The organism is Streptomyces sp. NPDC094143 (assembly GCF_040303825.1).
Lineage (GTDB): Bacteria > Actinomycetota > Actinomycetes > Streptomycetales > Streptomycetaceae > Streptomyces.
Genome location: NZ_JBEOTZ010000002.1, coordinates 150240 through 172971 on the forward strand (window position 1 = coordinate 150240; position 22732 = coordinate 172971).

The 22732-nt window shown below is 71.3% G+C and carries 18 protein-coding genes and 1 tRNA gene; 8 read left to right on the forward strand and 11 right to left on the reverse strand.

The window, feature by feature from the left end; all coding sequences use genetic code 11:
• Nucleotides 1-61: 61 nt before the first annotated feature.
• The 3 genes from pheA (at nt 62) to ABTZ58_RS03150 (ending at nt 3628) form a co-directional block, all read left to right on the forward strand.
• Entirely contained in the window at nt 62-994 is a 933-nt protein-coding gene (pheA, locus tag ABTZ58_RS03140) for a prephenate dehydratase (RefSeq protein ID WP_351349827.1), read from the forward strand.
• 541 nt (nt 995-1535) lie between these two features.
• Entirely contained in the window at nt 1536-2813 is a 1278-nt protein-coding gene (gene serS, locus ABTZ58_RS03145) for a serine--tRNA ligase (RefSeq protein ID WP_351349829.1), read from the forward strand.
• On the forward strand, nt 2810-3628 hold the full coding sequence (locus ABTZ58_RS03150) for an HAD family hydrolase (protein WP_351349831.1): 819 nt from the start codon (nt 2810-2812) through the stop codon (nt 3626-3628). The genes serS and ABTZ58_RS03150 overlap by 4 nt, the downstream gene beginning before the upstream one ends.
• 21 nt (nt 3629-3649) lie before the next feature.
• Here the strand turns inward: ABTZ58_RS03150 and ABTZ58_RS03155 are convergent.
• From ABTZ58_RS03155 to ABTZ58_RS03180, 6 genes are all read right to left on the reverse strand, one after another.
• Nucleotides 3650-3736 (reverse strand) — tRNA-Ser (locus tag ABTZ58_RS03155).
• A gap of 410 nt (nt 3737-4146) precedes the next feature.
• Entirely contained in the window at nt 4147-4401 is a 255-nt protein-coding gene (locus ABTZ58_RS03160) for an SGM_3592 family protein (RefSeq protein ID WP_351349833.1), read from the reverse strand.
• A gap of 101 nt (nt 4402-4502) precedes the next feature.
• Nucleotides 4503-5222 (reverse strand): ABC transporter permease subunit, encoded by a 720-nt coding sequence (locus ABTZ58_RS03165; RefSeq protein ID WP_351349835.1) that lies wholly within the window; start codon nt 5220-5222, stop codon nt 4503-4505.
• 9 nt (nt 5223-5231) lie between these two features.
• Entirely contained in the window at nt 5232-6143 is a 912-nt protein-coding gene (locus ABTZ58_RS03170) for an ABC transporter ATP-binding protein (protein WP_351349837.1), read from the reverse strand.
• Complete coding sequence (locus ABTZ58_RS03175) at nt 6140-7057, reverse strand: ABC transporter permease (RefSeq protein WP_351349839.1); 918 nt, start codon at nt 7055-7057, stop codon at nt 6140-6142. The genes ABTZ58_RS03170 and ABTZ58_RS03175 overlap by 4 nt, the downstream gene beginning before the upstream one ends.
• Nucleotides 7047-8015 carry an ABC transporter ATP-binding protein gene (locus tag ABTZ58_RS03180; protein WP_351350393.1) on the reverse strand — a complete coding sequence of 323 codons (969 nt, stop codon included), beginning with the start codon at nt 8013-8015 and terminating at the stop codon, nt 7047-7049. Before ABTZ58_RS03180 ends, ABTZ58_RS03175 begins: the two co-directional genes overlap by 11 nt.
• 168 nt (nt 8016-8183) lie before the next feature.
• Between ABTZ58_RS03180 and ABTZ58_RS03185 the strand changes: the two genes are divergently transcribed.
• The 4 genes from ABTZ58_RS03185 to ABTZ58_RS03200 all read left to right on the forward strand — a co-directional run bounded on the left by ABTZ58_RS03185 (nt 8184) and on the right by ABTZ58_RS03200 (nt 12620).
• Nucleotides 8184-9941 carry an SDR family oxidoreductase gene (locus tag ABTZ58_RS03185; RefSeq protein WP_351349841.1) on the forward strand — a complete coding sequence of 586 codons (1758 nt, stop codon included), beginning with the start codon at nt 8184-8186 and terminating at the stop codon, nt 9939-9941.
• 161 nt (nt 9942-10102) lie between these two features.
• On the forward strand, nt 10103-10651 hold the full coding sequence (locus ABTZ58_RS03190; protein ID WP_351349842.1) for an RNA 2'-phosphotransferase: 549 nt from the start codon (nt 10103-10105) through the stop codon (nt 10649-10651).
• 81 nt (nt 10652-10732) lie between these two features.
• Complete coding sequence (locus ABTZ58_RS03195; RefSeq protein ID WP_351349844.1) at nt 10733-11635, forward strand: LLM class flavin-dependent oxidoreductase; 903 nt, start codon at nt 10733-10735, stop codon at nt 11633-11635.
• 85 nt (nt 11636-11720) lie between these two features.
• Nucleotides 11721-12620: a Cof-type HAD-IIB family hydrolase gene (locus ABTZ58_RS03200; RefSeq protein ID WP_351349846.1), complete on the forward strand. Its 900-nt coding sequence runs from the start codon at nt 11721-11723 to the stop codon at nt 12618-12620.
• 4 nt (nt 12621-12624) lie between these two features.
• Here ABTZ58_RS03200 and ABTZ58_RS03205 read toward each other — a convergent pair whose 3' ends face one another.
• From ABTZ58_RS03205 to hisC, 5 genes are all read right to left on the reverse strand, one after another.
• Nucleotides 12625-13707, reverse strand: coding sequence for a M23 family metallopeptidase (locus tag ABTZ58_RS03205; protein ID WP_351349848.1), 1083 nt, complete (start codon nt 13705-13707; stop codon nt 12625-12627).
• A 141-nt stretch (nt 13708-13848) separates the two neighbouring features.
• On the reverse strand, nt 13849-17346 hold the full coding sequence (gene cydD / locus ABTZ58_RS03210; RefSeq protein ID WP_351349850.1) for a thiol reductant ABC exporter subunit CydD: 3498 nt from the start codon (nt 17344-17346) through the stop codon (nt 13849-13851).
• 12 nt (nt 17347-17358) lie between these two features.
• Nucleotides 17359-18363: a cytochrome d ubiquinol oxidase subunit II gene (gene cydB / locus ABTZ58_RS03215; protein ID WP_351349851.1), complete on the reverse strand. Its 1005-nt coding sequence runs from the start codon at nt 18361-18363 to the stop codon at nt 17359-17361.
• A 20-nt stretch (nt 18364-18383) separates the two neighbouring features.
• Nucleotides 18384-19889 carry a cytochrome ubiquinol oxidase subunit I gene (locus ABTZ58_RS03220; RefSeq protein ID WP_351349853.1) on the reverse strand — a complete coding sequence of 502 codons (1506 nt, stop codon included), beginning with the start codon at nt 19887-19889 and terminating at the stop codon, nt 18384-18386.
• A gap of 218 nt (nt 19890-20107) precedes the next feature.
• Nucleotides 20108-21187: a histidinol-phosphate transaminase gene (hisC, locus tag ABTZ58_RS03225; protein ID WP_309093661.1), complete on the reverse strand. Its 1080-nt coding sequence runs from the start codon at nt 21185-21187 to the stop codon at nt 20108-20110.
• A gap of 431 nt (nt 21188-21618) precedes the next feature.
• Between hisC and ABTZ58_RS03230 the strand changes: the two genes are divergently transcribed.
• The gene (locus ABTZ58_RS03230; protein ID WP_351349856.1) at nt 21619-22731 is read left to right on the forward strand and encodes a LacI family DNA-binding transcriptional regulator; all 1113 of its coding nucleotides are present in this window, start codon (nt 21619-21621) and stop codon (nt 22729-22731) included.
• Nucleotide 22732: the final 1 nt, after the last annotated feature.

The following is a 22732-nucleotide window of genomic DNA, read 5'->3' on the forward strand; positions in this document are numbered from 1 at the left end:
AGTCGGTCCGTGTGCGGGATTGCGGGGGATAGCGGTTCCGCGGGCCTATTAGGGTGAGGTCATGCCAGCGAGCTATGCGTATCTCGGTCCCGAGGGCACCTTCACCGAAGTCGCCCTGCGCACGCTTCCCGAGGCCGCCACCCGGGAGCTCATCCCGTACGTGTCCGTCCAGTCCGCGCTCGACGCGGTACGCGCCGGCGAGGCCGAGGCCGCGTTCGTGCCGATCGAGAACTCCGTCGAGGGCGGTATCACGACCACGCTCGACGAGCTCGTCGCCGGGGCCCCGCTGATGATCTACCGCGAGGTGCTGCTCTCCATCACCTTCGCGCTGCTCGTCCGCCCGGGCACGAAGCTGTCGGACATCAAGACCGTCTCCGCGCACCCGGCCGCCCAGCCACAGGTGCGCAACTGGCTGAAGAAGCACCTGCCGGACGCGCACTGGGAGTCGGCCGCCTCGAACGCGGACGCCGCCCGGCTGGTCCAGGAAGGCCGGTACGACGCCGCCTTCGCCGGCGAGTTCGCGGCCGCCCGCTACGGCCTGGAGGCCCTGGAGACCGGCATCCACGACGCCGAGAACGCCCAGACCCGGTTCGTGCTGGTCGGCCGGCCCGCCCGGCCCGCCGCCCCGACCGGGGCGGACAAGACCTCCGTCGTGCTGTGGCAGCGCGACGACCACCCCGGCGGCCTGCGCGACCTGCTCGGCGAGTTCGCCACCCGGGGCATCAACCTGATGCTGCTCCAGTCCCGGCCGACCGGTGCCGGCATCGGCAACTACTGCTTCTGCATCGACGCGGAGGGCCACATCTCCGACCGCCGGGTGGCCGAGGCCCTGATGGGCCTGAAGCGGATCTGCCTCCAGGTGCGCTACCTCGGCTCGTATCCGCGCGCCGATGTGCAGCCGGAGCAGGTGCGGCAGCCCCGGCCGGGGACGTCGGACGAGGAGTTCGTGGCGGCGGCGGACTGGGTCGCGCGATGCCAGGACGGCCGCTTCTAGGCTGGTCGCCGGTCTGTCGCCGGCCGGTCGTACCTGCTGATGGTCGTTATCCACAGAAGTTATCCACAGGTCCGCTTCTCGACCTGGGGACAAGTCGACAACGAACCATGAGCCAGTCGACAAATCGCCCTACAGGCCCCTGATGCGTCCATCCACGGGCAGGTCACCGTTCGTCCACCGTTTCCCCTTGCGTAACTCTTTGGGGTGACCCGTTTCCACTCGAAAGTGAAGGTAGAGAGGGTTTGCGGTGGGAATCCTCAAGGACGGCCGCGTCTCGCGGAGTGATCAATTTCGCAGTCCACAGATCTTCCGCACAGCCTGTGGATAACTCTTCGGCGGATGTGGATTCCTGTGGACAACCGAATCCCAAGTCCCGCTCCCCACAAGGTATTCGGGTCAATGGGACGCCCGCCGGATGCCTCGTTCCAGGGAGAGGCACGTCCTTTATTGACACTTCGCGCAATTCACTCATAACGGTACGTAAGACCCGACGGGAATAGTGAGTCGTGGGCGGTCATCCCACACCGGTAGCCTGGAGCGCGTGATTGACCTTCGCCTGCTCCGTGAGGACCCCGACCGTGTGCGCGCCTCCCAGCGCGCCCGTGGAGAGGACGTCGCGCTCGTCGACTCCCTCCTGTCTGCCGACGAGCGGCGCAGGTCGTCCGGCGTCCGCTTCGACGAGCTGCGCGCCGAGCAGAAGGCGCTCGGCAAGCTGATCCCCAAGGCGTCCGGGGACGAGAAGGCAGAGCTGCTGAAGAAGGCGAGCCAGCTCGCCGCCGACGTCAAGGCCGCCGACGCGGAGCGCGACGCCGCGGCCACCGAGACCCAGGAGCTGCTGCAGAAGCTCGGCAACCTCGTCCACCCGGACGTGCCCGTGGGCGGCGAGGAGGACTTCGTCACGCTGGAGACGCACGGCACGATCCGTGACTTCGCCGCCGAGGGCTTCGAGCCCCGGGACCACCTGGAACTCGGCCACCTCCTCGGCGCGATCGACGTCGAGCGCGGCGCCAAGGTCTCCGGCTCGCGCTTCTACTTCCTCACGGGAGTGGGCGCCCTGCTGGAGCTCGCCCTGGTGAACGCGGCGATGGCCCAGGCCACGGCGGCCGGCTTCACGCCGATGCTGACCCCGGCCCTGGTCCGCCCCCAGTCCATGGCGGGCACGGGCTTCCTCGGCCAAGCCGCCCAGGACGTCTACCACCTCCAGGACGACGACCTCTACCTGGTCGGCACCTCCGAGGTCGCGCTCGCGGCGTACCACATGGACGAGATCATCGACGCCGACCGCCTCCCGCTGCGCTACGCGGGCTTCTCGCCCTGCTTCCGCCGCGAGGCCGGCTCGCACGGCAAGGACACCCGCGGCATCTTCCGCGTGCACCAGTTCGACAAGGTCGAGATGTTCTCCTACGTCGCCCCGGAGGACTCGCAGGCCGAGCACCAGCGGCTGCTGGAGTGGGAGAAGCAGTGGCTGACCTCGCTCGAGCTGCCGTTCCGGGTCATCGACGTCGCCTCCGCCGACCTCGGCTCCTCCGCCGCCCGCAAGTTCGACTGCGAGGCGTGGATCCCCACCCAGGGCAAGTACCGCGAGCTGACCTCGACCTCGGACTGCACCGAGTTCCAGTCCCGCCGGCTGTCGATCCGCGTCCGTGACGGCAAGCAGGTCCGCCCGCTGGCCACGCTGAACGGCACGCTCTGCGCGGTCCCGCGCACCATCGTGGCGATCCTGGAGAACCACCAGCAGCCCGACGGCTCGGTGCGCGTGCCCGAGGTGCTGCGCCCGTACCTGGGCGGCCGGGAGGTCCTGGAGCCGGTGGCCAAGTGAGCGACACGGCCCCCTCGGGCGGCTTCCCCTACAAGCTGGTCGCCACCGACCTCGACGGCACGCTGCTGCGTTCCGACGACACGGTGTCGCAGCGCACCCGTGACGCGCTCGCCGCCGCCACCGCGGCGGGCGCGGCGCACATCGTCGTCACCGGCCGCGCGGTCCCCTGGACCCGGCACATCCTCGACGACCTGGGCTACGAGGGTCTGGCCGTCTGCGGCCAGGGCGCGCAGGTGTACGACGCGGGCGCCCGCCGCCTGCTGACCTCGGTCACGCTGGACCGGCAGCTCGCCGGGGTGGCCCTGGCCAAGATCGAGGCGGAGGTCGGCCCGCTGTACCTGGCCGCGAGCCGCGACGGCCTGGACGGCGAGGTGCTGGTGGGCCCGGGCTACGCGGCGCACGGCAAGCTGCCCGCGACCCCCTTCACGGACGCGTCGGACCTGTGGACCGCGCCCCTGAACAAGCTCTACATCCAGCACCCGACCCTGTCGGACGACGAGCTGTGCGAGGCGGCCACCCGGACCGCCGGCGGTTTCGTCACCGTCACGATGGCGGGCCCGGGCATCGTCGAGCTCCTCCCCCTGGGCCTGTCCAAGGCCACCGGCCTGTCGCTGGCGGCCCGCCGTCTCAAGCTCAGGGCGGCCGACACGATCGCCTTCGGCGACATGCCCAACGACATCCCGATGTTCGCCTGGGCCTCCTACGGTGTCGCCATGGCCGACGCCCACGAGGAGCTGAAGGCGGTGGCCGACGAGGTGACGTCCTCCAACGAGGAGGACGGGATCGCGGTGGTGCTGGAGCGGTCGCTGGGCTGAACCTTCGTGACGCGGGTACGGCGGAGGATGCACGGATCGAACGTGCGCGGGCGTCTCGGCCCGACCATGGCTTAGCAAGCCAGTGCCTTACCACTCGGCCAATCCTCCGGGTGGGCGGCCCACGCGAGGTGCGAGTCGCGTGCTCGAAGCGGCCGCCCCGGGCAGCTCCCCGTGTGGGGCAGGCTCCACGGAGAGGTGGCGACTACTCCGGAACCCGCCGCGGGCTGCCCTGACGGGAGCTGGACGTACTGCCGTGCATGGACATCGTCCCGCTCCTCTCCCAGACCGTGACGCCGGGCTCCTCGCCCGGCAGGGACACGACTACTCTGCCCTGCCGGGCGAATGGGACGCCACCGATTAAAACGGCGGGCGGGGACCACCCGTCGGCGGGCATGCCACCGGGCGGGGGGCGTGCATGCCACCGGTCGGCGGCCGGGGGAGGATCAGGCGGCGGGGCAGGGGACCGGACCGGACGGCCCGGACGTCGGACGGCCAAGGCACGGGACCGGAGGCGGTCGCTACCGCTTGCGCCACCTGCGCCGCCGGGCCTTGCTGAAGAACCAGCCCGCGGGCGGCTCGTCGGAGCGCCAGGGCTGCGGCTCCGGTGACTCGCGGCGCCAGCGCGCGGCCAGCATCCGGGCCCGGGCCGACGGCTCGGCGGTCTCGGCGGAGCGTATGAAGTCGTCGTCCAGAACGAGACCGTCCCAGGTGTCGTCCCCGGACCCGGATCCCGGTTGACCGCGGTCGTCGTACTGAGCCCTTTCGCCCGCCATGTGCGTCCCTCCCGGCCGTCCAACTCCCGTGCGGTGGCGCTATGTCCTGTTCGCCCAGTGTGCCTCGACGGGGGTGAAGCCCCCGTCAAGGCCGGGGCACGTCACTCCTCGCCGGCCAGCGTGAGCGAGCGCAGCTTCTGACCGGCGTACCAGGTGGCCAGTACCGTGACGGCGACCAGCAGCACCGTCGCCGTGGTCAGGCCCACGTCCGAGGTCACCAGCTCCCCGCCGGCCATCTTCTGAGCCACCGCCAGCGACCACTGCTGGACGCTCAGCGTGCGCGCGCCCGGCACCAGGGAGCCGAACAGGGCCTCCCAGACCAGGGCGTAGACGAGGCCGAACACCACGGCGTGCCGCGAGACCGTGCCGAGCAGCAGGAACAGGGCCGCGTAGGCGATGGAAGCGACCAGGGCCGCCACCGTGTAGGCCACGGCGATCTGCTGGCCGTTGCCGTTGAGGATGAAGCCGGCGATGAGCGTCGGCACCGCGGAGAACACCATGGTCACCGCGATGGCCACGATCAGCTTGGTGAAGATGATGGTCGGCCGCTTGATCGGCTTGGACAGCAGGTACACCACCGAGCCGTCGTCGATCTCCGGGCCGATGGCGCCGGTGCCGGCGATGACGCCGATGATCGGCACCATCGTGGCCAGGGCGAGGCCGCCGAGCAGGTCGGACGCCGTCTGGTCGTCCGCTCCGGCCAGGGCGCGCACCGCCACGGCGATCACGATGAGCAGCAGCGGCAGCGCGCCGAGGATGAGGGCCCGGCGCCGGCCGAGCAGGGCCCGGTAGGTGAGCCGGGCGACTGTGGGGTCGTACATCAGGGCCTCCTACGCCGCGACGAGGTACGAGAAGACGGACTCGAGGGACTCGTCGGACGGCGAGACCGTGAGCAGGCGGATGCCGTGCTCCCTGGCCACCCGCGGCAGCAGGGCCGTGAAGCGGCCGAAGTCGACGGCCTGGATGCGCAGCACGCCCTCGGCATGGTCGACCTCGATGCCGGACGTCGACGGGTCGGCGATCAGCGCCGCCGCGAGAGCGCGGTCGTCGCTGGAGCGCACCAGGTAGCGGTGCGGCCGGTCCGTCATCAGGCGGCGGATCTTGCGGAAGTCACCGCTGGCCGCGTGCCGTCCGGCGACGACGACCTCGATGTGCCAGGCGAGCTGCTCGACCTCTTCGAGGATGTGGGACGAGAACAGCACCGTGCGGCCCTCGTCGCCCATGCGCCGCAGCAGGTCCATCAGCTGCATCCGCTGGCGCGGGTCCATGCCGTTGAACGGCTCGTCGAGCAGCAGCAGCGACGGGTCGTGCACGAGGGCGGAGGCCATCTTCACGCGCTGGCGCATGCCCTTGGAGTACGTCTGGATCTTGCGGTCCTGCGCGTACTCCATCTCGACCGTGGCCAGGGCCTTCTGGGCCGCCTTGGCGCCCAGGCCGTGCAGCTCGGCGTTGGCGAGGACGAACTCCTTGCCGGTGAGGAAGTCGTACATCGCCTCCCGCTCGGGGACGACACCGATGTGCTTGTAGATCTGCTCGTTGCGCCACACGGCCTGGCCGTCGAGGGTGACCGTGCCGGTGGAGGGGGCCAGGAAGCCGCCCATCATGTTGATGAGGGTGGACTTCCCGGCGCCGTTGGGGCCGAGCAGGCCCGTGACGCCGGGGCCGATGGTCATGGTGATGTCGTTGACGGCGACCACGTTGCCGAACCAGCGGGAGACGTGGTCGATGGAGAGCGTGGTCACAGTCCCACCTTCTTGTAGCGGCGCATCAGGAGGCCGTAGCTCGCCGCGATCAGGCCGAGGGCGACGAGGACGAAGACGACGCCCTCGGCGTTGCCCGGACCCACCCCGCCGGGGAAGGCCGAGGTCGCGCCCAGGAACGCCGACTGCACACCGTCGACCAGGGTGATCGGCGAGAACAGCCCGATCCACGGCACGGCGTCGGCGCTGCCCTGGGCGTCGGCGATGGCCTGGAGGGTGGAGACCGCGCCGTAGGTGATGGTCAGCACGGCGATCACGGCCGCGATGCCGAAGCCGCGGCGCGGGGTGAAGGAGGCGATGACCAGGCCGATGCCGGCGAAGAGCAGTGAAAGCAGTGCCACGGACACGAGTCCCTGTGCGAATCCCTTGGTCTGGTCGGCGAAGTCGAGCTTGGCCAGCAGCGCGCCGACGTAGAGCACGAGCAGGGGAGCGGCCGTGAGGACGAACAGCGCCGAGGCCAGCGCCGCGAACTTGGCGCGGACGTAGTCGGCGGTCTCGATCGGCCGCGAGAAGTACAGGGGCACCGTCTTGAAGCGCAGGTCCCGCGAGACCGACTGGGGCGCCTGCGAGGCGACGTACAGGCTGATGACCGCCTGCATGACGATCGCGTAGCGCGTGTAGTCCAGGGGCAGTTCCTTGGCCTTGGTGGCGACCGCGACGGCGACCATGATGGCCGCGGGCACGCACATCACCACGAAGAGCAGCATCGGCAGGACCTTGGACTTCACCGAGCGGCCGAGGCCGTAGGCGCCGCGCAGCGACTGCGAGTACAGCGAGCGGCGGGCGTAGGCCCGGCCCAGGCGGGGGCCGTCGTAGCTGCGGTAGCCGATGTTGTGGATGCGGGTCTGGTCGCCCGGTGCCGGGGCCGGTGTCCCCGTGGAGTGCTCAACGGCCATGGCCGACCGCCTCCTTCCGCTGCTCGTGCCGGTCGCCGGCCGTGAAGACCTCGGAGATGTGGTGCCGGCGCTGCTCCATGCGCACCAGCCCGAGTCCGAGGTCGGCGATCACATCTCTGACCAGGTCGTACGTGTCCTCGCCCTGCGCGGTCAGCAGCAGGACGTGGCCCGCGCCGGGCAGGCCGCTGCCGTCCTCGGCGCTCACGCCGCGCGCCTGCAGCGCCTCGCGGACCGCTCGGGTGCCGTCCGGGTGCTCGTCGGTGTCGGTGACCTCGATGGCGAGGGTCGTGGTGATCTGCGTGAAGTCCGTGGTGGAGCTGGAGCGCAGGAGCTTGCCGCCGTCGATGACGACGACGTGGTCGCAGGTGCGTTCCAGTTCGCCCAGCAGGTGCGAGGTGACCAGGACCGAGATGCCGAAGTCGGTGTGGATGCGGCGGATCAGGCCGAGCATCTCGTCGCGGCCGACCGGGTCGAGGCCGTTGGTCGGCTCGTCGAGGAAGACCAGCTGCGGGTCGTGGACGAGGGCCTGCGCGAGCTTCACGCGCTGCTTCATGCCGGTCGAGTAGCCGCCGATCGGGCGGTAGCGCTCCTCGTACAGACCGACGTGGCGCAGGGTGTCGGCCGTGCGCTCGCGCGCGGCCGTGGGCGGCAGGCCGGACATGCGCGCCATGTGGACGACGAACTCGGTGGCCGAGACGTCCGGCGGCAGGCAGTCGTGCTCGGGCATGTACCCGACCCGCTCGCGGATGGCGGCGCCCTTGGTGGCGACGTCCAGGCCGAGCACTTCGGCGCGGCCCTCGGTGGCGGGGGACAGACCCAGCAGGATCTTGATCAGTGTGGACTTGCCGGCCCCGTTGGCTCCGACGAGTCCGGTCACACCGGGCCCGACGTCCACGGAGAGCCGGTCAAGCGCGGTCACCCGGGGGAACCGCTTGCTCAGGCTTTCGGTCGCGATCACAGTCACGTTTCGAAGGTAGGGGCCGTGCGCGTGGCGGTCGTCACTCCGCAGAGCTGTCTTGGGATCAGCCTCGAGTATTACGGGCCCTTAGGGGACCTGGTTCTTGAGAGTTACCACGGGCGGGGAGCCACTATTGACGAACTCTCTAACAACTGCCAGATTCGCCGGATGACGTTGCTCACGGGTGCGCGGGAGCGCCGGGTGCACACCGGCGGAGTCGAGCTGTGCGTGGCCGAGCTGGGTGATCCGGGGCGGCCGACCATCGTCCTCGTGCACGGCTACCCCGACAGCAAGGAGGTGTGGTCGCAGGTCGCCGCACGGCTCGCCGGGGACTTCCACGTGGTCGCCTACGACGTCCGCGGCCACGGCCGGTCCACCGCCCCGCGGCCCCTGCGCGGCGGGTTCACGCTGGAGAAGCTGACGGACGACTTCCTGGCCGTGGCGGACGCCGTGAGCCCGGACCGGCCGGTGCACCTGGTCGGGCACGACTGGGGGTCGGTGCAGGCCTGGGAGTTCACCACCGTCCGGCGCACCGAGGGCCGCGTCGCCTCCTTCACGTCGATGTCCGGGCCGTCCCTCGATCACTTCGCCCACTGGATCGACCGGCGTGTGAAGCGCCCCACCCCGCGCCGGGTCGGCCAGCTCCTCGGACAGGGCGCCCGGTCCTGGTACGTCTACCTGCTGCACACGCCCGTGCTGCCCGAACTGGCCTGGCGCGGCCCGCTCGGCAAGCGGTGGCCGAAGGTCCTGGAGCGGGTGGAGAAGGTGCCCCAGGGCGACTACCCCACCCCGTCCCTGCCCTCGGACGCCGCCCACGGGGCCTGGCTGTACCGCGACAACATCCGGCCCCGGATGCGCGGCCCACGTCCGGACGCGTACGCGCACGCGCCCGTGCAGGTCATCACGCCCCTGGCGGACCGGTTCCTGTCGGAGCGGCTCGACGAGGAGCTGGAGCACTGGGTTCCGCAGCTGACCCGCAGGACGATCCGGGCCGGGCACTGGATCCCGCGGACCCGCCCGGACCGGGTGGCCGCGTGGATCGGGGAGTTCGTGACGTCCGTGGAGGGCGGAAGCGCGCCACAGACGGCCGGCGGGACGCACGCCGAGCGGTTCTCCGGGCAGCTGGTGCTGGTCACCGGCGCGGGCAGCGGCATCGGGCGGGCCACGGCGCTGGCGTTCGCCGAGGCCGGCGCACGGGTGGTCGCCGTCGACCGGAACGCCGAGGCCGCGGCCCGCACCGCCGAGTCGTGCCACCGGGCCGGTGCGCCCGGGGCCTGGGCGGAGATGGCCGACGTCTCCGACGAGCGGGCCATGGAGGAGCTCGCCGAGCGGGTCACCGGCGCGTACGGCGTGGTGGACGTCCTGGTCAACAACGCCGGGATCGGGCTGTCCGGCTCCTTCTTCGACACCACGACGGAGGACTGGAGGAAGGTCCTCGACGTCAACCTGTGGGGCGTGATCCACGGCTGCCGGCTGTTCGGCCGGCGGATGGCCGAGCGGGGGCAGGGCGGCCACATCGTCAACGTCGCGTCTGCGGCGGCCTACCAGCCGTCCCGGGCGCTGCCCGCCTACAGCACCTCCAAGGCGGCCGTGCTGATGCTCAGCGAGTGCCTGCGCGCGGAACTCGCCGGACAGGGGATCGGCGTGACGGCGGTCTGTCCCGGCTTCGTCGACACCGCCATCACGTCGACGGCACACTTCGCCGGGGTCGAGGGGCCGCAGGAGAAGCGGCTCCAGCAGCGGGCGGCCCGCCTGTACGGGCTGCGCGGCTACCCGCCGGAGAAGGTCGCGCGGGCTCTCCTCCGGGCGGTCGCGCGGGACGAGCCGGTGGTTGCGGTGACGCCGGAGGCCAGGACCGCCCGGGTGCTGGCGCGGCTCGCGCCGGGGGTGCTGCGCAGGATCGCGAGGGTCAGGCCTCCCCTGTGACAGGACGCCAAAGTCCCTGTCCGGACCGCCAGTTGTCCACAGAGTCGGCCATTTTTCCTGTGGATAACAACACCTGGTTGTGGATCAAACCTGAAGAGTGAAACTCGATCGCGTGATTCACGTCTCTCCCCCACCCTGGTGGGATGGACAATCTTGGCGGGATGGACGAGAGACGCACCGTGAAGGTGTCGAAGTACCTGTCGAAGCATCTGCGCCACCAGCCGGAACGGATCGGGCTCGCTCTCGACGAGGCCGGCTGGGTGGAGATCGACACCTTGATCGCCGCGGCCGCCGCCCACGGCTTCCGGTTCACCCGCGCGGAACTCGATCATGTGGTCGCCACCAACGACAAGCGGCGCTTCGCCGTCGAGGGCACGCGCATCCGCGCCAGCCAGGGCCACAGCATCGAGGTCGACCTCGGCCTGCCGACGGCGGCCCCGCCCGCGTACCTGTACCACGGCACGATCGCCCGCCATCTGGAGGCGATCCGGGCCGAAGGGCTGCGGCCGATGAACCGGCATGCCGTGCATCTCTCACCGGACCGTGAGACGGCGACCCGTGTCGGCGCCCGCCGCGGCCGGCCGGTCGTCCTGACCGTGGACGCGAGCGCCATGCACCGTGACGGCCACGTCTTCCACGTCAGCGCGAACGGCGTATGGCTGACCCAGGCCGTGCCCTCACACTATCTGCGCTTTCCCGGACCCCGCTGACCTGCCGCGTTCCTCCGAGGCCACGGTGACCGTTTCACGTGAAACACGGCGGATCCGCCGGGCTCCCTTAGGCTCGTCGGCATGAGTCTGCGTCTGAGCACCGTGATCCTCCCGTACCGCCGCTGGCACGAAGGCGGCCGTACGGCCTGGACCCGTGCCGAGCAGCTCGGGTTCCACACCGCGTACACCTACGACCACCTCTCCTGGCGCACCTTCCGCGACGGCCCGTGGTTCGGTGCCGTGCCCACCCTCACCGCCGCCGCGACCGTCACCGAGCGGCTGCGGCTGGGCACGCTGGTGACCTCGCCGAACTTCCGGCACCCGGTGACCCTCGCCAAGGAGCTGATCTCCCTCGACGACATCTCCGGCGGGCGGGTCACGCTGGGCATCGGCGCGGGCGGCTCCGGCTTCGACGCCACCGCGCTCGGGCAGGAACCGTGGACGCCGCGTGAGCGCGCCGACCGCTTCGCCGAGTTCGTCCCGCTCCTCGACCGGCTCCTCAGCGAGGACGCGGTGTCGTACGAAGGCGACTTCTACGCGGCTCACGAGGCCCGCAACATCCCCGGCTGTGTGCAGCGCCCCAGGCTGCCGTTCGCGGTGGCCGCGACCGGTCCGCGCGGGATGCGCCTCGCCGCCCGGTACGGACAGGCATGGGTGACCACCGGCGACCCCAAGCTGTACGAGAACGGCACTCCTGAACAGTCGGTTCGGGCCATCCGCGCACAGGCCGACAGGCTCGCCGACATCTGTGCCGAGACCGGCCGCGACATGACCGGCCTCGACCGGATCCTGCTCACCGGGTTCACCCCGGAGCGCACCGGCCCGCTGCGGTCGCTGGACGCCTTCGTCGACTTCGCCGGACGGTACGCGGAGCTGGGGTTCACGGAACTCGTGATCCACTGGCCGATCCCCGACTCGGACTTCGCGGCCGACGAGAAGGTCTTCGAGCAGATCGCCATGGAGGCACCGGCGCAGCTGCGCTGAGCGCTCGGCGAGGCCCGGGGCAGGAAGCCCTGGTGACGGCGGTATCCACTCACCTGTGCACGGCCCCGCACGCCCGTGCAGGCATATGCGGGACAATGGCCGGGTGACCTCAGCGACCCGACAGCACGAGACCGCGGCCGAGACCCTCCCCCCACGGCTGATCGCCACCGACCTCGACGGCACCCTGCTGCGCGACGACAAGTCGGTGTCCCCGCGCACGGTCGCCGCGCTGGCCGCCGCCGAGGAAGCGGGCATCGAGGTCTTCTTCGTCACCGGCCGGCCGGCCCGCTGGATGGACGTCGTCAGCGACCATGTGCACGGCCACGGCCTCGCCATCTGCGGCAACGGCGCCGCCGTCGTCGACCTGCACGGCGGCCCCGGGGCCCACCGCTTCGTGAAGGTGCGTGAGCTGGCCCGGGAGAACGCCCTCGACGCCGTGCGGCTGCTGCGCGAGGCGGCGCCGGGCACGGTCTACGCGGTGGAGCAGACGTACGGCTTCTACCAGGAACCGGCGTACCCGAAGCTGCACATGGAGATACCCGACAACCTCGCCCCGGCCGAGGAACTGCTCTCCGCGGATCACCGGGCGGCCGGCGAGCCCGTGCTGAAGATCCTCGCCTACCACCCCGAGCTGGACCCCGACGCCTTCCTGACCCTGGCCCGGCTCGCCATCGGGGAGCGCGCCAACGTGACCCGCTCCAGCCCCAGCGCCCTGCTGGAGATCAGCGGCCCCGGGGTTTCCAAGGCCAGCACCCTCGCCCTGTGCTGCGCCGAGCGCGGCATCTCGCACGAGGAGGTCGTCGCCTTCGGTGACATGCCCAACGACGTGGAGATGCTCACCTGGGCGGGCCGGTCGTACGCGATGGGCAACGCCCATCCGGACGTCATCGCCGCCGCCTCGGGGCGGACCGTCGCCAACAACGAGGACGGGGTGGCGGTCGTGATCGAGCGGTTGGTGGCCGAGCGGCTCCGGCCGCGGGGCTGACCGGTCAGAGCAACACTCCACGCGCCGCGAGCCAGGAGACCGGGTTCACCGCCGAACCCGACTCCGGCGTGACCCGCGTCTCGAAGTGCAGGTGCGGCCCGGTGGAGTTGCCCGTGCTGCCCGCCTGGCCGATCCACTGGCCCGGATCGACGTGCTCGCCCTGGTCGACCGCGACCGACGCGAGGTGGGCGTACTGGGTGTAGTAGCCGTCCGCGTGCCGCAGCACGATCTCGATGCCGAAGGGCCCGCCGCAGGACACCCTCACCACCCGCCCCGCCCCCACGGCCCGCACCGGCGTGCCGATCGGCACCGCGAAGTCCTGCCCGGTGTGCCGGTTCGCCCACCGGGCACCGCCGCTGCCGTAGGACGAGGACAGCGTGTACGTCTCCACAGGAGCGACCCACGCGCTCGGGAACGCCGTCTCCGGCTGGTCGAGCCGGACGGCTCCGCGGCAGGCCCCGGCAGCGACCGCGGCGTCCGCCTCCCCTTGGAGCTGTGAGCGGGCCGACTCCAGCTTCTGCTCGATGTCCGCCTTCAGCGCGGCCAGTTGCCTGTTCCGCTTCTCCAGCGCCTGCCACTGGGCCGCGGCCTTCGCCTCGTCCGCGCTGAGCCGGGCCTCGGCCCGGCGGTTCTTGGCGATCGCGTTGTTCACGGCGAGATCGGCCTGCACGAAAGCGTGGTGACCGCGCATCAGACCGTCGGGGCTGTCGGCCAGGATCATCTGAGCGGCCACCGGCAGACCTCCGCTCGTGCGGTACTGGGCGCGGGCGATGCGGCCCAGGTCCTCGTGCAGGGCCGCGATGTGCCGCCGCTGGGTGTCGAGGAGTTCCTCCGCCCGCCGGGCCTTGGCCCGTTGCTCCGCCGCCTCCTCGCGGCCGGCCTCGTACATCTGCGTCGCCACCGCGGCCTCCTCGTACAGCCGCACCACCTCGGCGCTGAGTCCCGTGGCCCCGACCCGGCTGTGCAGCTCAAGGCCACCGGCGGGATCGGCGGCTGCCTCGTCCGCGGCCATGGGCCGGGCCCCGAGGACCGCCAGCACGCACAGCAGGACCGGAACGACCACGCGGTGGCGGCGAAGTGAACGCATGTCAGAGATCGTCACCCAGGATCGGGGCCCGGTCGCGCTCATGTCGTACGGCCGGGGGACCGGCTGAGCCGAACGGCTCAGCACGGCGCCCCGGCGGGCCCCGGCCAGGGCACGACGACGAGCGGCGCGCCTCGGCTCCGGCTAAGGCACGACGACGAGCGACTCCGACGCCGCCTCACGCTCGGCCATCTCCCGCAACGGCCCGTCCACCGCCACCAGCTCCGCGTACCGCCCGCGCTGCACCACCCGTCCCCGGTCCAGCACGATCACCTCGTCCACCGCCTCAAGACCCGCCAGCCGGTGGGTGATGAGCAGCGTCGTGCGACCCTCGGTGGCGGCCAGCAGGTCGGCCGTGAGCGCGTCGGCCGTCGGCAGGTCCAGGTGCTCGGCCGGTTCGTCGAGCACCAGGACGGGGAAGTCGGCGAGCAGCGCCCGGGCCAGGGCCAGTCGCTGCCGCTGCCCTCCGGACAGCCGCGCCCCGTGCTCGCCGACGAGGGTGTCGAGCCCTTCGGGCAGGCTGTCGGCCCAGTCCAGCAGCCGGGCGCGGCCGAGCGCGGCACGCAGGTCGTCCTCGCCCGCGTCCTTCCGGGCCAGCAGCAGGTTCTCGCGCAGCGAGCTGTCGAAGAGGTGCGCGTCCTGTGCGCACAGCCCGACGAGCGCGCGGACGTCGTCACCGTGCAGCGCGTACGCGTCCACACCCGCGAGCGTGTACGCGCCCGTGTGCGCGTCGAGGAACCGCAGCAGCACCTGGGCCAGCGTCGTCTTGCCGGAGCCTGAGGGGCCGACCACGGCGATCCGGCGGCCCTCGCCGAGGGTCAGGTCCAGCCCGGTGAGCGCGTCCCGGCCCTGCCCCGCGTACCGCGCGGCCAGCCCCTTGACGACCACCGGGAAGGGCGACGCGGGCGCCTGCCGGGGCCGCTCCGGCTCGACCACGGGCTCCGGCGCGTCCAGCACCTCGAAGACCCGCTCGGCACTGCGGCGCACCCGCTGCCGGTACTGCACGGCGAGCGGCAGGCCCAGCACGGCTTCGAACGCGGCGAGCGGGGTCAGCACGACGACGGCCATGGCGACACCCTCCAGCCGCCCGGCGGCGACGGCCTGTGCCCCGGCCACGGCCGCGGCCGTGACGGTCAGACCGGAGATCAGCGCGGTCAGCCCGGCGCCCAGTGCCGTGGCCGTGGCGGCGCGCGAGGCGATCCGGGTGAGTGCCCCGTCCGCCTCACGGGCCTCGGCGGTCCGCGCGGGCAGGGCACCGGCGACGGTCAGCTCAGCGGTGCCGGTGAGCAGATCGGCCACCCTTGTCGCCAGCACCCCGCGGGCCGGGGCCAGCCGGTGTTCGGCCCGCCGGGCCACGGCACCGGTGAGCAGCGGCACGCCCACGCCCGCGGCCAGCAGTCCGGCCGCGAGCACGGCCCCGGCCTCGGGCAGCAGCCACGCCGTGAAGCCGACGGACGCGGCCGAGACGACGACGGCCGCCCCGGCCGGGAGCAACCACCGCAGCCAGTAGTCCTGCAGCGCGTCCACGTCCGCCACGAGCCGCGAAAGCAGATCACCCCGGCGGGTCCGGCGCAGCCCGGCGGGCGCGAGCCGTTCCAGCCTGCGGAACACCGCGACCCTGGTGTCCGCCAGCATCCGCAGCACCGCATCGTGCGACACCAGCCGCTCGGCGTACCGGAACACGGCCCGCCCGATGCCGAAGGCCCGCGTCGCCGTCACGGCCACCATCAGGTACAGCACGGGTGGTTGCTGGGAGGCGCGGGAGATCAGCCACCCGGAGGTGGCCATCAGCCCCACGGCACTGCCGAGCGCGAGACTCCCCAGCAGCAGAGCGAGGCCGAGCCGCCCGCGCCGGGCACCGGACAGGGACCGGACACGCGCGAGGACACCGCCGGAGGCAGGCACGCCGACCGGCTCGGCCGCGGCCGCGGGCACCGACGGGCCGGCTCCGGCCGACCGCGCTCCACGGATCGCGGCAGGCGCGGTGGGCGCGGTGGGCGCCCCGTATGCCTTGGGTTCCGCCAGCCGCACCACTCGGTCCGCCACCTGAAGCAGCGCCGGCCGGTGCACCACCAGCAACACCGTCCGCCCGGCCGCCAGCCGCCGCACCGCCGCCACGACCTCGGCCTCGGTGGCACCGTCCAGCGCCGCCGTCGGCTCGTCGAGCAGCAGCACGGGCCGGTCGGCGAGGAACGCCCGGGCCAGCGCGAGCCGCTGCCGTTGTCCGGCGGACAGGCCCGCCCCGTCGTCGCCGAGCACGGTGGCGGCGCCCTCGGGCAGCGCGTCCACGAACTCCAGCGCCCCGGCGTCCCGCAGCGCCCGCCGCACCGCCTCGTCGTCCGCGTCGGGCCGCGCCAGCCGTACGTTCTCGGTGATGGTCCCGGCGTACAGGTGCGGCCGCTGCGGGACCCAGGCGATCCGGGACCGCCACTGGTCCAGGTCCGCGTCGGCGAGATCGACTCCCCCGGCCAGGACCCGCCCCTCGGCCGGGGTGACGAATCCGAGCAGGGCGGCGAGCAGCGTCGACTTGCCGGCACCGCTCGGGCCGACCAGCGCGACCGTCTCCCCGGCCTCGACCCGGAACGTCACCTCACGGACGGCGTCACCCGACCGGCCCGGGTACCGGACGGTCACGCCCTCGAAGGCCAGCGCGCCCTCGGGCACGGCCCGGGAGCCGGACACCGGCAGGGGTGTCTCCAGGACCTCGAAGATCTCCTCGGCCGCGGCGAGCCCCTCCGCTGCCGCGTGGTACTGCGCCCCGACCTGCCGCAACGGCAGATACGCCTCCGGCGCCAGGATCAGGATGACCAAACCGATGTAGAGGTCCATCTCGCCGTGCACCAGCCGCATGCCGATCGTCACGGCGACCAGCGCCACCGAGATCGTCGCGAGCAGTTCCAGCGCGAAGGAGGAGATGAAGGCGATCCGCAGCGTCCGCATGGTCGCCCGCCGGTACTCGCCGGTGATCCGCCGGATGGACTCGGCCTGGGCCTTGGCCCGCCCGAAGACCTTCAGCGTCGGCAGCCCGGCGACGACGTCCAGGAAGTGCCCGGACAACCGCGACAGCAACCGCCACTGACGGTCCATCCGGGACTGGGTGGCCCAGCCGATCAGCACCATGAAGACCGGGATGAGCGGCAGGGTGCCCACGATGATGGCCGCCGAGACCCAGTCCTCGGTGACGATCCGCGCCAGCACCGCCACCGGCACGACCACCGCGAGACCCAGCTGGGGCAGGTACCGGGAGAAGTAGTCGTCGAGCGCGTCGACGCCCCGGGTGGCCAGGGCGACCAGCGATCCGGTCCGCTGCCCGCTCAGCCAGCCCGGCCCCAGCCGGGTGGCACGCTCCAGCAGCCGCCCCCGCAGCTCCGACTTGACCGCCGCGCTCGCCCGGTGCGCGGCGAGCTCGGTGAGCCAGCCGACCAGCGCCCGCCCGACCGCGACGGCGACCAGGAGAAGCAGGGGAGTGCCGAGTTCGGACACCGCCCTGCCGTGCTGGAAGGCGCCGACCACCACCTCGGCGATGAGCATCGCCTGCACGATGACCAGCCCCGCCCCGAGCGCTCCCAGGGCGACGACCGCCACCAGGAAGCCCCGGGTGGCACGGGCGTAGCGGAGCAGACGCGGATCGATTGGTTTCACGTGAAACACACCTCAGTGCACGGGATCGGCGATGTGCTGCGTACCGATCCGCTCGCGGAAGACCCAGTACGTCCAGCCCTGGTAGACCATCACGAGCGGCGTGGCGACCGCCGCGCACCACGTCATGATCTTCAGCGTGTACGGGCTGGACGAGGCGTTGGTGACGGTCAGGCTCCAGTCCGGGTTCAGCGTCGACGGCATGACGTTCGGGAACAGCGTCAGGAACAGCACCGCCACCGTGGCCACGATGGTGAGGCCGGACAGGGTGAACGCCCAGCCCTCGCGCCCGGCCCGGGCCGCGACCAGCGCCATGACCAGCGACGCGACGGCCACGACCACGGCGACGAGCGATGCCCCGTCACCCCGGTCGGACTGCGTCCACAGCAGGAAGGCGAGAGCCAGCAGGGCGGTCACCGCTCCGACGCGCAGCGCCAGCTTCCGCGCCCGCTCCCGGATGTCACCGACGGTCTTGAGCCCGACGAACACCGTCCCGTGGAAGGTGAACAGCGCCAGCGTCACCAGGCCGCCCAGCAGCGCGTACGGGTTGAGCAGGTCCAGCACGCCACCGGCGTAGTTGAAGTCCTGGTCGATCTTCACGCCGCGCACGATGTTGCCGAAGGCCACGCCCCACAGGAACGCGGGCAGCAGCGAGGTCCAGAAGATCGCCGTCTCCCAGTTGCGCTGCCAGTTCTCCTCGGGCCGCTTGACGCGGTACTCGAAGGCCACGCCCCGGACGATGAGGCAGACCAGGATGAGCAGCAGGGGCAGGTAGAAGCCGGAGAAGAGCGTGGCGTACCACTCGGGGAAGGCGGCGAAGGTCGCGCCGCCCGCTGTGAGCAGCCACACCTCGTTGCCGTCCCAGACGGGCCCGATCGTGTTGATCAGCACCCGCTTCTCGGGCCGGTCGCGGGCGAGCAGCTTGGTGAGTACTCCGACGCCGAAGTCGAAGCCCTCCAGGAAGAAGTAGCCGGTCCACAGGACGGCGATCAGGACGAACCAGACGTCGTGCAGTTCCATGACGGTGCAGCTCCCTCGGCCTAGTAGGAGAAGGCCATCGGCTTGTCGGCGTCACGGAGGTCGCCGCCGATCTTCGTGGGCGGGTTGAGGTCGGCCTCGGTGAGCTCGGGCGGGCCCGCCTTGACGTACTTGACCAGCAGCTTGACCTCGATGACGGCGAGGATCGCGTACAGCACGGTGAAGACGATCATCGAGGTGAGGACCTCGGCCTGGGAGACACCGGGGGAGACCGCGTCCCGCGTCTGGAACAGTCCGTAGACGACCCACGGCTGGCGGCCCATCTCGGTGAAGATCCAGCCCCAGGAGTTGGCGATCAGTGGGAAGGCCATCGTCCAGACCGCCACCAGCCAGTACAGGCGGGTCAGCCGCGGTCGCAGCGGCGTGCGGAGCAGGACCAGATGCGGCACCTCGTCGTCCCCGGTCCGGAACGCCGCCGGCAGCAGGAACTTCCTCCGGGTGAGCCACAGTCCCAGCAGGCCGATCGAGAACGACGCCATGCCGAAGCCGATCATCCAGCGGAAGCCCCAGTAGGCGACGGGGACGATGGGCTTGTAGTCGCCGGGGCCGAACTTCTCCTGGAGTTCCTTGTTGGTGTCGTTGATGCCCGGCACGTACGACTCGAAGTCGCTGTGGGCCAGGAAGGAGAGCAGGCCGGGTATCTCCAGGGCGACCTTGTTGTGGCCCTTGTCGACGTCGCCGTACGCGAACACCGAGAAGGGTGCCGGCTTCTCGCCGTCCCACAGCGCCTCGGCAGCGGCCATCTTCATCGGCTGCTGCTCGTACATGACCTTGCCCAGGGTGTCCCCGCTGACCGCGGTGAGCAGACCGCCGACGGCGACGGTGACCAGCCCGAGCCGGAGCGAGGTCCGCATCACCGGGATGTGCTTCTTGCGCAGCAGGTGGAAGGCGGCGATCCCCACCATGAAGGCGCCGCCGGTCAGGAACGCCGCGGAGAAGCTGTGGAAGACCTGGTTGAGCGTGGTGTTCTGGGTCAGCACCAGCCAGAAGTCGGTGAGCTCGGCCCGGCCCCTCTCGCCGTTGATCCGGTAGCCGACCGGATGCTGCATCCAGGAGTTCGCGGCGAGGATGAAGTACGCCGACAGCAGCGTGCCGATCGAGACCATCCAGATGCAGGCCAGGTGGATCTTCTTGGGCAGCTTGTCCCAGCCGAAGATCCACAGGCCGATGAAGGTGGACTCGAAGAAGAAGGCGATCAGGGCTTCGAAGGCGAGCGGCGCACCGAAGACGTCACCGACGAACCGCGAGTAGTCCGACCAGTTCATTCCGAACTGGAACTCCTGCACGATGCCGGTGACCACACCCATGGCGATGTTGATCAGGAAGAGCTTGCCCCAGAACTTGGTCGCCCGGAGGTACTTCTCCTTCTCCGTCCGCACCCAGGCGGTCTGCAGCCCGGCGGTGAGCGCGGCCAGCGAGATCGTCAGGGGGACGAACAGGAAGTGATAGACGGTGGTGATGCCGAACTGCCATCGCGCCAGGGTCTCCGGCGCCAAAGCCAGGTCCACGTCGCCGCTCCTTACCTACGCTTGTGAAAGCGTTCACATTCACAAGCCATTATGCAGCACGCACTTTCGACGGATGGAGGGGGGCCGGTGTGACGCTCGTCAACCCTGACGTCCGGGGCGTGAGGGTGCCGGTTTCACGTGAAACAAGAGCCCGGACATGCAGCGAGCCGGCCGGCGCCACGCGCCGACCGGCTCCGCTTGCCTCTCCTGCTCAGCCGCTAGAGCTCCTTGTGGAACCCTTCCGCCACCTTCAGGAAGATGTCGTTCGCCTCGGCCTCCCCGACCGTCACCCGCACGCCCTCGCCCGGGAACGGTCGGATCACCACACCGGCCTGCTCGCACGCCTCAGCGAAGGCCACCGTGCGCTCCCCCAGCCGCAGCCAGACGAAGTTGGCCTGGGTCTCCGGCACCGTCCAGCCCTGGGCGCGCAGTCCGTCGACCACACGCGTGCGCTCACACACCAGCGAGCCGACCCGCCCCAGCAGCTCGTCCTCGGCCCGCAGCGAGGCGATCGCCGCCTCCTGCGCGAGCTGCGTCACCCCGAACGGCACGGCCGTCTTGCGCAGCGCCGCCGCCACCGGATCGTGGGCGATGGCGAAGCCGACCCGCAGCCCGGCCAGGCCGTACGCCTTGGAGAAGGTCCGCAGGACGCAGACGTTGGGCCGGTTCCGGTACAACTCGACACCGTCCGGCACCTCGGGGTCGCGGATGAACTCGCGGTAGGCCTCGTCGAGCACCACCAGCACGTCACCGGGGACCCGGTCCAGGAACCGCTCCAGCTCCGCCCGCCGCACGACCGTGCCGGTCGGGTTGTTGGGGTTGCAGACGAAGATCAGCCGGGTCCGGTCGGTGATCGCGTCGGCCATCGCGTCCAGGTCGTGGACGTCTCCGTCGGTCAGCGGCACCTGCACCGAGGTCGCGCCGCTGATCTGCGTGATGATCGGGTACGCCTCGAAGGACCGCCAGGCGTAGATCACCTCGTCGCCGGGGCCGGAGGTGGCCTGGATGAGCTGCTGGGCGACGCCGACCGACCCGGTGCCGGTGGCCAGGTGGGACAGCGGCACACCGAACCGCTCGGACAGCTCGTTCATCAGCCCGGTACAGGCCATGTCCGGGTAGCGGTTGAAGGAGCAGGCTGCCGCCGTCACGGTCTCCATCACCCCGGGCAGCGGCGGGTAGGGGTTCTCGTTGGAGGACAGCTTGTAGGCCACCGGCCCGCCGGCGGCGGCCGGCTTGCCCGGCTTGTAGGTGGGGATTCCCTCCAGCTCGGCGCGCAGCTTCGGGCTCGTCTCGCTCACCGCAGTCCTCCTCGCGAAGACCGGCGGCCCCTGACCGCCGCCGACATCCAATACTCCTCACCTTATGAGGATTCGGCGCCGCTGCGTATAGCCACGACGAACCGGCGGATGCCGACCTCCCGTGTCCCACCGGCATCAGGGGCATCACCGTACGAAGGCGTACGAATTTGGGGGCGTGCCGCACATATATCTACGCGCCGGTGGTGCACGCCGTGGCGCGCATCCCCCGTGCAGGTGAGTTGAGACCTCTTCGCAACCTCGACGCCTTGGCAGGCCTGTGCGGGCCGACACGCCACGTCTTGGCATGAGAGCGCTCAACACCCTTGCTTTCGACGGCAATTGAGCCTTAATGATCATGCAGAAACGTGCCTGTCAACGCGTGCATATGCGTCCGCACTACCCCACCGCATGAGCCCTACTATCGGCTCGCCATGACAGCAGCAGGGAAGCACCAGGTGAGCCGCGCGGAAACCTCACGACGAGGCAGCCGGCCGGGTCGGGCGGGTATCAGAGACGTGGCCGCCGCCGCCGGAGTCTCCATCACGACCGTCTCCGACGCCCTCAACGGCAAGGGCCGGCTCCCGGACGCCACCCGGCGCCACGTCCGCGAGGTCGCCGACCGGCTGGGCTACCGGCCCTCGGCCGCCGCCCGGACCCTCCGTACCGGCAAGTCGGGCCTCATCGGCCTGACCGTGACCACATACGGGGATGAACCTTTCACCTTCACCGAGTTCGCGTACTTCGCCGAGATGGCACGCGCCGCCACCTCCGCCGCGCTCGCCCGCGGGTACGCCCTCGTCATCCTGCCCGCGACCTCCCGCCACGACGTGTGGTCGAACGTCGCCCTGGACGGCACGGTCGTCATCGACCCCTCCGACCAGGATCCGGTCGTCAGCGAACTCGTCCGGCAGGGCCTCCCGGTCGTCTCCGACGGCCGCCCGGCCGGCGCGCTGCCGGTCACGGCCTGGGTGGACAACGACCACGAGGCCGCCGTCCTGGGCATCCTCGACCACTTGGCCGCCGCCGGCGCCCGCCGCATCGGCCTGCTGACCGGCACGACCACGGACACGTACACCCACCTGTCGACCACGGCGTACCTGCGCTGGTGCGAGCGCGTCGGCCAGGATCCGGTGTACGAGGCCTACCCGGCGCACGATCCGTGCGCGGGCGCCGTCGCCGCCGACCGGCTGCTCGCCCGGCCGGACCGCCCCGACGCCGTCTACGGACTGTTCGACCCGAACGGCACCGACCTGCTCGCCGCCGCCCGCCGTTACGGCCTGCGCGTCCCCGACGACCTGCTGCTGGTCTGCTGCAGCGAGTCCACCGTCTACGCCAACACCGAGCCGCCGATCACCACGCTCTCCCTGAAGCCGCGCCGCATCGGCACGGCGGTGGTGCAGCTGCTGATCGACGCCATCGAGGGCGCGGGATCCGACCATCCGGTGGAGCAGGTGATACCGACGGAGCTGATCGTGCGCACGTCGTCCCAGCGGCGCCCGCCGCGCACGACGGTCAGCCCGCCGCGTTCGCCCGAGGACACGTAGG

What these genes read in the sequence shown, in the direction of transcription:
- ABTZ58_RS03160 (WP_351349833.1), bottom strand. Translation starts at nt 4,401, where the DNA reads ATGGCGGGCGAAAGGGCTCAGTACGACGACCGCGGTCAACCGGGATCC.
- ABTZ58_RS03230 (WP_351349856.1), top strand. Translation starts at nt 21,619, where the DNA reads ATGACAGCAGCAGGGAAGCACCAGGTGAGCCGCGCGGAAACCTCACGA.
- ABTZ58_RS03165 (WP_351349835.1), bottom strand. Translation starts at nt 5,222, where the DNA reads ATGTACGACCCCACAGTCGCCCGGCTCACCTACCGGGCCCTGCTCGGC.
- ABTZ58_RS03200 (WP_351349846.1), top strand. Translation starts at nt 11,721, where the DNA reads ATGCGGGACAATGGCCGGGTGACCTCAGCGACCCGACAGCACGAGACC.
- ABTZ58_RS03175 (WP_351349839.1), bottom strand. Translation starts at nt 7,057, where the DNA reads ATGGCCGTTGAGCACTCCACGGGGACACCGGCCCCGGCACCGGGCGAC.
- ABTZ58_RS03205 (WP_351349848.1), bottom strand. Translation starts at nt 13,707, where the DNA reads ATGCGTTCACTTCGCCGCCACCGCGTGGTCGTTCCGGTCCTGCTGTGC.
- ABTZ58_RS03185 (WP_351349841.1), top strand. Translation starts at nt 8,184, where the DNA reads ATGACGTTGCTCACGGGTGCGCGGGAGCGCCGGGTGCACACCGGCGGA.
- cydB (WP_351349851.1), bottom strand. Translation starts at nt 18,363, where the DNA reads ATGGAACTGCACGACGTCTGGTTCGTCCTGATCGCCGTCCTGTGGACC.
- pheA (WP_351349827.1), top strand. Translation starts at nt 62, where the DNA reads ATGCCAGCGAGCTATGCGTATCTCGGTCCCGAGGGCACCTTCACCGAA.
- ABTZ58_RS03195 (WP_351349844.1), top strand. Translation starts at nt 10,733, where the DNA reads ATGAGTCTGCGTCTGAGCACCGTGATCCTCCCGTACCGCCGCTGGCAC.
- ABTZ58_RS03190 (WP_351349842.1), top strand. Translation starts at nt 10,103, where the DNA reads ATGGACGAGAGACGCACCGTGAAGGTGTCGAAGTACCTGTCGAAGCAT.